This window comes from Arenibacter sp. 6A1 (genome assembly GCF_012272855.1).
Classification (GTDB): Bacteria; Bacteroidota; Bacteroidia; order Flavobacteriales; family Flavobacteriaceae; genus Arenibacter.
The window spans coordinates 61,573-73,562 of record NZ_JAAXCQ010000001.1 but is presented as its reverse complement, the minus strand read 5'-3'; the positions used below and the strand labels follow the sequence as shown (position 1 = coordinate 73,562).

General features: G+C 37.7%; 13 protein-coding genes. 10 read left to right on the top strand and 3 right to left on the bottom strand.

Annotated features, from left to right (window positions below; all coding sequences use genetic code 11):
• The first annotated feature begins 25 nt into the window (after window positions 1–25).
• Window positions 26–706 carry a DUF2461 domain-containing protein gene (locus tag HCG49_RS00270; protein WP_168467569.1) on the top strand — a complete coding sequence of 227 codons (681 nt, stop codon included), beginning with the start codon at window positions 26–28 and terminating at the stop codon, window positions 704–706.
• On the opposite strand, the gene HCG49_RS00265 is transcribed toward HCG49_RS00270, so the two are convergent.
• On the bottom strand, window positions 698–1,105 hold the full coding sequence (locus HCG49_RS00265; RefSeq protein ID WP_168467568.1) for a glyoxalase: 408 nt from the start codon (window positions 1,103–1,105) through the stop codon (window positions 698–700). The two genes, HCG49_RS00270 and HCG49_RS00265, sit on opposite strands and share 9 nt — an antisense overlap.
• A 288-nt stretch (window positions 1,106–1,393) precedes the next feature.
• Here HCG49_RS00265 and HCG49_RS00260 point away from each other — a divergent pair, with 288 nt between their 5' ends.
• Window positions 1,394–1,789 (top strand): acyl-CoA thioesterase, encoded by a 396-nt coding sequence (locus HCG49_RS00260; protein ID WP_168467567.1) that lies wholly within the window; start codon window positions 1,394–1,396, stop codon window positions 1,787–1,789.
• Between the two features lie 6 nt (window positions 1,790–1,795).
• Here the strand turns inward: HCG49_RS00260 and HCG49_RS00255 are convergent, their stop codons facing one another.
• Entirely contained in the window at window positions 1,796–3,016 is a 1,221-nt protein-coding gene (locus HCG49_RS00255) for a dipeptidase (protein ID WP_168467566.1), read from the bottom strand.
• A 431-nt stretch (window positions 3,017–3,447) separates the two neighbouring features.
• On the opposite strand from HCG49_RS00255, the gene HCG49_RS00250 reads away from it, so the two are divergent.
• Both HCG49_RS00250 and HCG49_RS00245 read left to right on the top strand, forming a co-directional pair.
• The gene (locus tag HCG49_RS00250; RefSeq protein WP_168467565.1) at window positions 3,448–3,939 is read left to right on the top strand and encodes a hypothetical protein; all 492 of its coding nucleotides are present in this window, start codon (window positions 3,448–3,450) and stop codon (window positions 3,937–3,939) included.
• A 250-nt stretch (window positions 3,940–4,189) separates the two neighbouring features.
• Entirely contained in the window at window positions 4,190–4,357 is a 168-nt protein-coding gene (locus tag HCG49_RS00245; protein WP_168467522.1) for a hypothetical protein, read from the top strand.
• 48 nt (window positions 4,358–4,405) lie between these two features.
• Here HCG49_RS00245 and HCG49_RS00240 read toward each other — a convergent pair whose 3' ends face one another.
• Entirely contained in the window at window positions 4,406–5,269 is an 864-nt protein-coding gene (locus tag HCG49_RS00240; protein ID WP_168467564.1) for an RNA polymerase sigma factor RpoD/SigA, read from the bottom strand.
• A 210-nt stretch (window positions 5,270–5,479) separates the two neighbouring features.
• Here HCG49_RS00240 and HCG49_RS00235 point away from each other — a divergent pair, with 210 nt between their 5' ends.
• The 6 genes from HCG49_RS00235 (at window position 5,480) to HCG49_RS00210 (ending at window position 11,797) form a co-directional block, all read left to right on the top strand.
• On the top strand, window positions 5,480–5,989 hold the full coding sequence (locus HCG49_RS00235) for a DUF6155 family protein (protein ID WP_168467563.1): 510 nt from the start codon (window positions 5,480–5,482) through the stop codon (window positions 5,987–5,989).
• A 2-nt stretch (window positions 5,990–5,991) separates the two neighbouring features.
• Window positions 5,992–6,921 carry a 2-hydroxyacid dehydrogenase gene (locus HCG49_RS00230; protein ID WP_168467562.1) on the top strand — a complete coding sequence of 310 codons (930 nt, stop codon included), beginning with the start codon at window positions 5,992–5,994 and terminating at the stop codon, window positions 6,919–6,921.
• 96 nt (window positions 6,922–7,017) lie between these two features.
• Window positions 7,018–8,532, top strand: a complete 1,515-nt coding sequence (locus HCG49_RS00225; protein ID WP_168467561.1) for a DEAD/DEAH box helicase — start codon at window positions 7,018–7,020, stop codon at window positions 8,530–8,532.
• 13 nt (window positions 8,533–8,545) lie between these two features.
• Window positions 8,546–9,787: a glycosyltransferase gene (locus tag HCG49_RS00220; RefSeq protein WP_168467560.1), complete on the top strand. Its 1,242-nt coding sequence runs from the start codon at window positions 8,546–8,548 to the stop codon at window positions 9,785–9,787.
• 66 nt (window positions 9,788–9,853) lie between these two features.
• Entirely contained in the window at window positions 9,854–10,699 is an 846-nt protein-coding gene (locus tag HCG49_RS00215) for a 1,4-dihydroxy-2-naphthoyl-CoA synthase (protein WP_072764152.1), read from the top strand.
• Between the two features lie 486 nt (window positions 10,700–11,185).
• Window positions 11,186–11,797: a DEAD/DEAH box helicase gene (locus tag HCG49_RS00210; RefSeq protein ID WP_072764151.1), complete on the top strand. Its 612-nt coding sequence runs from the start codon at window positions 11,186–11,188 to the stop codon at window positions 11,795–11,797.
• The last annotated feature ends 193 nt before the right edge of the window (window positions 11,798–11,990 follow it).

Below are 11,990 nucleotides of genomic sequence, written 5' to 3'. Positions count from 1 at the left end.
ACAAAGTTACAATCAAATGAGTCGTATGGCACAGCAAGTAATTACGAAAGAGGCATTCCTTTTTCTGCAAAAATTAGAGAAAAACAATAATAGAGAGTGGTTTACAGATAGCAAAAAGGAATTTAAAATTATTGAAACCGAGGTGAAAGGTTTTTTTACGGCATTAAAGGAGCGGCTTCAAGAACACGATGAGATAGACCAACAAAAAATGTTTAGGATTTATAGGGATGTGCGATTTTCCAAAAACAAAACACCCTATAAAACCCATTTCGCCGGGTCGTTTTCCCGGGCCGGAGCCCAGCTAAGAGGAGGGTATTATATACAAATAAAACCAAAAGGGTCTTTTATTGCGGCCGGATTTTGGGGCCCTAACAAAGAAGATCTGTTTAGAATTAGAAAGGAATTTGAAACGGATGCCTCAGAAATAAGAAACATAATCAATACCCCTTCCTTTCATGAAATATGGGGCGAATTAAAAGGAGAGGCTCTTAAGACCGCTCCCTCTGGGTTCCATAGAGAACATCCAGATATTGACCTTATCCGTCAAAAGCAATTTATTTTTGTGAAAGAGTATAGTGACGAGGAAGTGTTGTCCCCAGATTTTATAACTAAGGTAAACGATTCTTTCCGTGCCATACGCCCATATTTTGACCTTATGAGCGATATTTTAACTACAGATTTAAATGGCGCCTCCTTGCTAGAGTAAAACCGACGTTTCAAAATACTGTAATTGGTCCTTAATACGCTCTGTTACCATTTGCATCATTCGTTTATTTAAGGCCGAAGAACTTTTTGTATACAGGGCGTATTCTTCAGTTGTAAATTGACCGATGATAATTCCTTTTAGAGAATTTCTGAACTTTATATCCTTCTGTATGGCATTTTCAATATATAACATACGTTTGCTAAGGTTAAGTTCGTAGTAACGGTTCTTGTGTTTTTCTATGTAATTCTTAAAAACAACCAGCAGTAAGGAGTTTTGCATTTTAAGGACCGGGCGTAAAGTTTTGTTCTGAAACTGTTCTTCAATGCTCATGTTTTCGGAAACCTTGGCAGAAGGAATTAGCGGTCGTATTTCTAGGATACGAAGGGATCTGTCGCTCATTTTTATGGGGTTTTTATAAAGATATGAATTAGGGGCTCTTAAATAAAAAAATATTGGACAGTTTTTACGCAATTTATACGACCGACTTATTACCCCTTACGGCTTAAAGGTCGCCTTCTTTAGGGAAAAGTTGATTTGTCAATATGAAATATATTAAGGCTTCTAATTGGGAAATTAAGGAAATGGGGAGGGAGTATTTTTCAAATCGAAAAAACCAATCCAATTAGGAGCGATTAATGGTTTTTACGCTACAAACTTTTCTAACTTTAGTAAATAAAAGTATACGTTATGAGATTTCACACCAGAAAATGGGTTAAACCAGAAGATTTAAACGCCAATGGCACCTTGTTCGGAGGCCGATTATTAGCCTGGATAGATGAGGAGGCCGCACTGTACAGTATAATTCAGTTAGAAAACAAGAAGGTCGTTACCAAATATATGTCTGAAATAAATTTTATGAGTAGCGCTGTAGAGGGCGATATAGTTGAAATAGGGATAGAGGCGTTAAAATTCGGAGCAACATCTCTTATCTTAAGTTGTGAAGTTCGCAATAAGATGACTCGCGAAACTATTGTTACCGTAGATCAAATTGTAATGGTCAACTTAGGAAAGGATGGCCAACCGCTCCCTCACAACAAAACTAAAGTAGAATTTGTCAAAGATCGATTGGCCAATAAATCCTAGGCTTTACTAAAGGGTGTTCGCTACTTCTTGTACCTTGTCAAGAACGCGCAACAAGTTGCCTCCCCAAAGCTTTTCTATGTCTTCTTCGGAGTAGTTTCTTTTTACTAGTTCTAGGGTGACATTAAAGGTTTCGGAGGCATCTTGCCATCCTTCTATACCACCACCGCCATCGAAATCGGAGCTGATCCCTACATGGTCTACTCCGATTAAATTGACCATATAATCAATATGATCAACGAAATCTGAAACTGCTACACCTAGTACAGCATCTTCTCTTTTTGCAGCGAGTTCCTTGGCGATTTTTCTTATCTCCTTGTGGTTTTCTAATCCTAAGGAGTCTGCTACTTCATCATAGAGTTTTCGCATATAAGCCGCTCTAGCCTCGCTTTTTTCGGTGTTCAGGTAAGACGCAAAGGCCACGGTTTGAACCACACCACCGTTTTCCTTCATCAATAGCAATTGTTCGTCATCCAAATTCCGGCTGTGGTTGCACAAAGCTCGGGCCGAACTGTGAGAAGCGATTATAGGAGCCTTGGACAGGGCTATCATTTGTTTCATGGATTCTTTTGATGGATGCGATACATCGATCATAATACCAAGCCTATTCATTTCAGCAACGGCTTTCTTTCCTAATTCACTTAAGCCGTTATGGAGCCATTTTCCGTCTTCCTCTCCGGTGTTGGAATCGCAAAACTGACTATGTCCGTTATGGGATAAAGAAATATATCTGGCTCCTAAATTATAGTAATTTTCAAATTCCGATAAATCCTCTCCCATAGGGTAGGCATTTTCTACCCCTATCATGGCTACCTTTTTTCCAGATTTGGTAATCCTTCGTACGTCTTCAGAAGTTAAGGCAAGTTCTATCTGGTCTGGAGCATAGTCTTCACAGAGCCTGTGAATAGCGTCAAATTTCGCCATCGCATTCTCTTTTGCTTTCGCGTACCCCTCTTTGTTTAACTCTCCCTGTCCCGTATATACGATTAACCAAGAAACATCTAATCCGCCGAGATCCATTTTAGGAAGGTTTAGTTGATTGTCCAATTTTTGAGTGTAGTTAATACTATCCGTAAAATTAGCTACGGTAAAATCGTCGTGAGTGTCAATGGTGATCACGCTGTTGTGAATTCTCATAGCTTTATCCTCGAGCGATTCGGGGATTTTTTCTGTTTTTTCCTTACACGAGAAAAAGGTAAGCGTGCATAATAGTCCAACTAAATGTTTCATGGTATAATTTTTTATGACTTACAAATAAAACCAATTAACCACAGAAAATGAAGGTTATTAAACTTATTCTTGCCTAAAACAAGCTAAGAATAGTGATTTGTTTTTAATATTGGGCAAAAGAAAACACGGCATTATTTTATGAAAATGTGTAATAGTAGTTTGGCCCTAAAATCATGGGTAATAACCCATAATATTTAATTGTTGAAATCTACATTCTTATCGGCATAATTAATCGGCTTAAAGAAAATACTTTCTTTTTTGAATTTTTAAATATATGTTCGTGCCGAATTATCCTTCAATGGAGGTTTTAAAAAAAAACAAAGGGGGCGAAATCAATGGGCTTTCTTAATCAATTAAAATCAGCGAAAAAAGTAAGCTGAAGCCGGTTTTTTAACCACAGCGTGACTTCTGTTAATAAAATAGTACTTGTAATGATCAAAAATGGAAAGAATAACAGTGGGGAAGATGAGGTCGAAAACTTTAAAAATAAAAATACTCAGGGGAAACCCGTGATCCCTATAGGAAAAACAGTCTCCCCGAAAAATGTTCTTGCTCCATATTCGGATGGTGAAAATAGCCTGGAAATTGATCCTAAAATCAGACATCAAATGAGGGTGCTTTTGAAAAAGTATATGCAACAAAACAAAGAGGATATTCAATTTAAGGCCGTCCGAAATACCATTCCCTTAACAGGCTTGCCAATTCCACCTGTCACTGCATATAGTCTAGAAGATAGGAATAGAATAAAAACCATCTATGCTATTTATGAGACTGCTGACTTTTGCAATGTGGCGGTTTTAAGACAATTGGAGGACTTGCTTAAGGAGGAGAAAAACGAATCGATAGGCTGCTTAATCAGGGATGTAATTAGTAAATTCTATTCGGAAGATGACCAATTGATCAAAGAAAGTCGTTATTTATAATCTTTTGAAATATCTGAAAGACCTAAAAAAAGTATTTATAGTGGGTTGCTGGTTAAACTCTTTGCTTTCACAACAAAAAAAGTTGTATACACCACAAATTGTTGGTTTACCCAAAAGGAATAAATAAATTTATGATATAGTTATGGAGCCCAATCTGTAATTTTAAAACCAGATCTTATCATGTTGTACGAAACCTACGGAGAAGAATACTTGTTGTTTTTACAAAACTTAAATAAAATATTAAGTTTCAATGAGTTGTCAAAAATCGACTATATCTAAAGGTATAGTTTTAAGAACCTTTAACAACCAAACTATTATGGCCAAAGAAAATCAAGAAAACCTAGCGTACTTAAATTTCCTGGAAGATTTAAACGATATTTTAGCAAAGTTCAATATCAAAAAACTCAGTCATCTTTAAAAATTACAATCATAAAAAAAAGTCCCGTAAAGGGACTTTTTTTTATGATTAACCTAAATATGTTTTTAGAAGCTTGCTTCTTGAATGATGCCTTAGCTTTCTAATAGCCTTTTCTCTTATCTGTCGGACTCTTTCCCGAGTAAGGTCGAAGGTTTGTCCAATTTCTGCCAATGTCATCGCCTGATGGTCTCCTATGCCGTAATAAAGCTTTACAACATCTGCCTCTCTTGGGGAAAGGGTGTCTAAGGCTCTGATTATTTCCGTATTCAAGGATTGTTGCATTAAGGAATTATCTGGTCTTGGCGATTGTTCAAAATTTAGAACATCGTAAAGATTGGAGTTTTCTCCTTCGGTCAAGGGCGCATCCATAGAGACATGTCTTCCTGCATTTTTCATGGATTGTTTTACTTCTGAAACACTCATGTCTAATTCCTTGGCTATTTCTTCGGGAGAAGGGGGGCGCTCATGGGACTGTTCCAAATAGGAAAATGCTTTATTGATCTTGTTGATCGATCCAATTTTGTTTAAAGGCAAGCGTACAACTCTAGATTGTTCGGCCAATGCCTGTAATATTGCTTGTCGAATCCACCAAACGGCATAAGAAATAAACTTAAAACCTCGGGTTTCATCAAAACGTTTTGCTGCTTTTACTAATCCCACATTACCTTCATTGATTAAATCTGGTAATTTTAAACCTTGATTTTGATATTGTTTGGCTACAGAGACCACAAATCTTAAATTTGCAGTGGTTAATTTGTTTAAAGCGTGCTGATCGCCTTCCCTAATTTTTTGTGCCAATTCAACCTCTTCGTTCGCAGTAATCAAATCAATTTTACTGATATCCTGCAGGTATTTGTCCAAAGACTTTGACTCCCTATTGGTAACCTGCTTGATAATCTTTAATTGCCTCATTTATAAATGTTTTTGGGATTAATACTGATAATCTAACATAATACGCCTTTTTTATTGTTTTTCCAAGGAAATAGGGTTTGGAGTATGTAATTTGTGAGAATTTTAAGATAAATTGTCTTTATCCTTAAAATTTAAGTCTTATTTTATGATCTTGCACCAATTTTTAATAAACATTGAATTTTAATTTTTTGAGCAGGAGAACCTTATAGAATGAGTAAAAGAGCATTGACCAAATACTTGGCAGAATTAAAAAAGAAGGATTTAGAGGCCCAGCTCCTGGATTTGTATGTTAGATTTCCAGCGGTCAAGGAATACTACGATTTTGTTTTCAATCCTAAGGAAGATAAAATGGTACAAGAGGCCAAATTAAAAATCTCCAATGAGTATTTTCCTTTAAAGAGAAAAAAGCCAAAGGCCAGAAGATCTGTGGCGCAAAAATTTATCAAACATTTTATAAGCTTGGGAGTTGCGCCCCATCTCATTGTTGATGTGATGCTCTATAATTTGGAGATTGCACAATCTTATTCCGAGAACAGGAATGTGCCCGATGCTTTTTATAAGAGTATGGAGAATTCATTTAAAGAGGCGGTTCAGTTGGTTTCTGTCAATGGGTTGCTTCCGGATTTTAAGGATCGGATTTTGAAAATTTATCTTTTTACTACAGAACATAAATGGCCTAATGTTGAGGCTTTTTCACGAATTTTAGATATAATAGATTAGTTATGAGTATTGTAATTATAAGACAAGATGGGAAAATTAATGAATGGATAGCTTCTCTAAAGAAGAACAACACGGATATAGAGGTGTATAGTTATTTGGAAGCGCATCCTAAAGACAAAATTACCATGGCGATCGTTTGGAAACATCCCAGCGGCAGTTTGTTGGAGTATCCAAATTTAAAATGTGTTGCCTCTTTCGGAGCTGGCGTTGATTTTATTTTTGACGATCCGGGTTTCCCAAGTGGCGTAGCCGTTACAAGAGTTGTAGATCCTATTTTAGCCAGTGATATGTCCGAATTTATTATCGCTAATATTTTTAATTTTTTAAAAAACCTAACCGATTACAAAGCAGCCCAAATAAGCGAAGATTGGAACCGCAAAACATATAAGAGAATTGCCGATGTAAGCGTTGGGATTATGGGAATGGGGGCATTAGGTAGTTTGGCCGCTATAAACTTAAAGCAGTATGGATTTAGGGTGCATGGATGGGCCAATTCCCCAAAACCACATCATGAGGTAAGAACTTATGTAGGTCAAACAGAACTCCAGCCGTTTTTATCCGCTACCGATATCTTGGTGTGTTTGCTTCCGTTGACCGAAGATACAAACGGAATTCTCAATAAAGAATTGTTTAAAGATCTACCGCAAGGAGCCTATGTTATCAATGTTGCCAGAGGAGGGCATTTGGTAGATGAAGATTTACTGGAAATGTTGGACAATGATCATTTGGCCGGTGCCAGTTTAGATGTTTTTCACCAAGAGCCGTTGCCGAAGGACCACCCGTTTTGGAGACACCCTAAAATACTTGTGACTCCCCATACGGCGAGCGTATCTGATATGGATTCTGTAGTTCCGCAATTGCTGGAAAATTATAATAGATTGCAAAAAGGAGCGTTTTTAAACAACATTGTATCCGAAGAAAAAGGCTATTAATTCCATGTTTTTACGGTATTAATTTTTAACAAGCACAAAAAACTGTTAATTTTGTAAGGTTTGAATGTTGCATTTTTTTTAAAACTACCTACCAATTTGAAGTTACCTGTACAGCGCATAGAAAAAAAACTTTACGACTATCAGGAGAAGGATCTAAAAACTATTTTTAAGTTTTTAGAGGATTCTTCCTCTGATGCAAACCTCCTGTATCAATTACCTACGGGAGGAGGAAAAACGGTAGTTTTCTCTGAAATTGCAAAAAGATATATCCGAAAAACACAAAAAAAGGTTGTGGTGCTTACGCATAGGATAGAGTTAAGCAGTCAGACCTCACAGATGTTAACTGGATTTGGAGTTAAGAATAAAATTATAAATAGTGACATAAAGGAGCTTAACGATCAAGACGAGTACATGTGTTTTGTAGCCATGGTAGAAACCCTTAAAAACAGGCTACAAGACGATAAGCTAACCCTACACAACATTGGCTTGGTCATCATTGATGAAGCACATTACAATTCCTTTAGAAAGCTTTTTAAGTATTTTCAACAATCAACCATACTTGGTGTTACAGCGACCCCATTAAGCTCTAACATAAAACTCCCTATGAAAGATAACTACCAAAAACTTATCGTGGGAGAATCTATTTCATCCCTTATCGAGAAAAAGTTTTTGGCAAAGGCAAATATGTATAATTACGATGTAAGCCTAAAAAGTCTGAAATTGGGAATCAACGGTGATTATACGGTAAAATCTTCTGACGAGTTTTATGGGAATCAGAATATGTTGGCCAAATTATTAAGCGCGTATGAGGAAATTGGGAAAGGAAAGAAGACACTGATTTTTAACAATGGTATTAGCACTTCTATTTACGTAAGGGATATTTTTAAAAAGGCTGGGTATAATATTCGCCACCTAGACAATAAAAACAGTGCTTCTGAACGTAGGGATATCTTAAATTGGTTTTCAGAAACACCAGATGCTATCCTAACCTCGGTAAGTATCTTAACGACAGGTTTTGATGAGCCAACGGTAGAAACGATTATACTAAATAGGGCAACACGATCTTTAACCCTGTATTTTCAGATGATTGGAAGAGGGTCTCGAATTTTACCTGATAAAGACGAGTTTACCGTAGTAGATCTAGGGAATAATGTCGCAAGATTTGGGATGTGGCACGCACCGATAGATTGGCAAGAAATCTTTCATTTTCCTGATTTCTATTTGGAAAACATAAAGAATGACGAGGAAATAGAAAAAGATTTTGTGTATGAAATGCCTGCCGATTTAAAAGCCTTGTTTGTCAAATCCGAGAACATCGAATTTGATATCAAGGCCGAGTACAAAAAGGTGTTTGCTCAGGGCCTTAAATCTAAAACGGTGCTAGAACGCAGTATAGAGCAACATGCTCAGATATGTGTGGAGAACAGTGATGATGTCTTTGATGCTCGGATTTTGGCCAAAAAACTAAAGGAAGAAATAGCCTTTAGGGTACGTCAATATTCCTATTGCATCATGAACAATACAAAAAACTATAAAGAGTGGCTGCAAGAAGACTATGAACGCAAATTGCGTTCTAGTATTTCTGGGAAATTTGCTGCTCGAATGAAATAAGTTCCCAAAGAAAATGCAAAAGAAACTATTGATTATAGGCTATGTATGGCCAGAACCAAATACTACAGCTGCGGGAGGGCGAATGTTACAGTTGTTGCATTTTTTTATAAAACACCAATATCAAATAAGCTTTGCCAGCACGGCTTCCGAGAGCAATTACTCCTTTGATTTGGGGTCCTTGGGAGTTGCTAAGGTAGCAATCAAGCTCAACCATTCGAGTTTTGACGAGCTGCTTCAGGATTTTGACCCCGACATTGTCCTTTTTGATCGTTTTATGGCCGAAGAGCAATTTGGATGGAGAGTGGCTCAATATGCGCCCAGGGCAGTACGGATTTTAGATACAGAAGACCTGCATTCCCTGCGAATGGCAAGGCATGAGTCATATAAAAAAAACACTCCTTTTTCTTCCGATCAATGGTTGGCTACAGATTTGGCCAAAAGAGAAATCGCCAGTATTTACCGATGCGATTTTAGTCTGATTATTTCTTTCTTTGAAATAGAACTGCTGAAAGAAGTCTTAAAGATCCCGGATCAATTAATATTACATTTACCTATAATGGTCAATGGGATTACAGCTAAGGATCAGCAGGATTGGCTCGGTTATCATGAAAAACAAGACTTTGTTTGCATAGGAAACGGCAAACACGCTCCAAATATCGACGCGGTTGTACGTTTAAAAAAAGAAATATGGCCGCTGATAAGACAGCAATTGCCCGAGGCGAATTTAAGGGTCTACGGGGCTTATTTACCAGAGCATATTCTACAGATGAGCAAGCCTAAGGAAGGTTTTTGTGTTTTGGGGCATGCTAAAGAGGCCAAGGAGGTCATTGGTAGGGCTAGGGTAAACTTAGCACCTCTTAATTTTGGCGCTGGCATTAAAGGTAAACTAATAGATGGGATGCGTTTTGGTACCCCAAGCGTCACGACCACAATAGGAGCAGAAGGCATGCATCCGGGCTTAGATTGGAATGGCGTTATTGCCGATGATGCTCTGAGTTTTGCGAATGCAGCAGTAGCATTGTATAAGGAGGAGGCTATTTGGGAAAATGCACGGAAAAATGGGGTGACAATAGTGAATCAATTATACAACATCGACATTTTAGAGGATAGGTTTTATTCCAAAATTGAGGAGGTGAAGCATCGTTTGTCCGACTTTAGGGCCAAAAATTTTATAGGTGAAATGCTAAGGCATCACACTATGGCGGGTACAAAATACATGTCCAAATGGATAGAAGCTAAGAATAAAGTCTCATAGTTTAACCGGAGAAATATAGGTTTTAGTAAAGAATACTATCTTTGACCAAGTAAATAATATTTAGAAATGCAAAAAGAGATCAACTGGAAAGTCGTCAGAGAGTTTGAGGACATTACATATAAAAAATGTGACGGAGTAGCCCGTATCGCTTTTAACAGGCCAAACGTGCGAAACGCCTTTAGGCCAAAAACCACAAGTGAATTGTATCAGGCCTTTTATGATGCGCAGGAGGATACTTCTATAGGGGTTGTATTGCTGTCGGCAGAGGGGCCGTCTACCAAGGACGGGGTATATTCCTTTTGTAGCGGGGGCGATCAAAAAGCCAGAGGCCATAAAGGCTATGTTGGGGAGGATGGCATGCATCGTTTAAATATTTTGGAAGTACAAAGGCTTATAAGGTTTATGCCAAAGGTCGTTATTGCAGTGGTTCCTGGATGGGCCGTTGGTGGCGGACATAGTCTGCACGTGGTGTGCGATTTGACCTTAGCCAGTAAGGAGCATGCTATCTTTAAACAAACGGATGCCGATGTCACTAGTTTTGACGGCGGATATGGCTCTGCTTATTTGGCAAAAATGGTAGGGCAGAAAAAAGCGCGGGAAATCTTTTTTCTAGGGCGTAATTACTCTGCCCAAGAAGCTATGGATATGGGAATGGTAAATGCCGTAATACCTCATGAAGAATTAGAGGATACTGCCTATCAGTGGGCTCAGGAAATACTGGAAAAATCTCCAACCTCTATTAAAATGCTGAAGTTTGCCATGAACCTTACCGATGATGGGATGGTTGGCCAGCAAGTTTTTGCAGGAGAAGCCACTAGATTGGCCTATATGACCGAGGAAGCCAAAGAAGGAAGAAACGCCTTCTTAGAAAAAAGAAAACCGGTTTTTGGAAAAGATAATTGGATTCCATAGACTAGAAGAATCAACTCGGGCCGTTTTAAATAGAACTGCCCGAAAAGGATTTGTGTAAATGGAACATAAATATAGGGGCCTAAACAGTTATAAATAGGTGCTTTTTAAAATTGCAATTTACAAAGCAACAAATGGACGTGAACGTTAGGAATCCCGTTTTTTTCGATGCATTCTAGCAGAGAGGAGTAGTAAACGTTCCCATGTAAAGGTGTTTCTTATATAGTATCGGGAAGCGATGGAGGTCTAGTAACTCCTTAGGTAAAAACTATAACAAAAAAGAGCCTTATCTTATGGGATAAAGCTCTTTTCCGAGAACACTATATGAAAATGAAAAAATTATTACGACTTATTACACTTCTAAAGTAATGAGGAAGTTCTCATTTCAAAAGAAATTGTTGTGAAAGCGTAAGAACTTGTGGTGAAGTGCAGGAAAACTGTCATTAATGATCATAGCAAGGACTAATTAATAAAAATCAATCAAAAAATATGTCATTTAAAAAATTACAGCCAGAATTGCTGGAAGCTTTAGATCGGTTAAAAATTACAGAGCCCTTACCGTTTCAAAAAAAGGTGCTTTCCAAAATTAAGGGAGGAGCCAGTGTTTTTGGAATCGCCCCCGAAGGCTCTGGAAAAACTACTTCAATTGTTATCAGTACCATTCAGAAACTAGAATGTGCGGCATTTGAGGATGCGCCACGAGCTTTAATTTTTGTAAAGGACAAAGAGGCTGCCTTAGCTTTGGAACAAGAGTTTAAGCGCTTCACCTATAGAATGGACTTGCGAGTGTATTGTGCTTATGAAGAATATGATTTTGAAGCTCAAAAAAATGACATTTACGATGGTGTTGATATTGTAATTGCGACTCCAAAAAGACTCAATAAAATTTTCTTTTTAAATGGGATTAATTTAGGGAAGTTAAAACTGTTCTTTGTGGAGGATGCTGAGTTTTTGGTAAAATCAAGTATGTTCGCCGATGTTATCCGTACTCCCGAGAGTCTAGAACGATGTCAGTATGTTGTGTTTTCCACTGTTTTTGATCATAGGATGACTCGTATGCAAGAACTATTTATGGCCAATGCACAGATTGTAAAAATGTGATAATGTGTTTTAAACAATAAACGAAGGAACAGGTATAAAACTATTGTGATAACGGAATAATAGAACCCATGTAGGCAATTTGTATGCATGGGTTTTTTGTGCAAATAGGTTTTTAATAGGATTCCGGGGATTTTAATCCAAGACTATATTATTCCGCGTTAGGGACCGCAGCGGCATCCCCGCAGCATGGCAA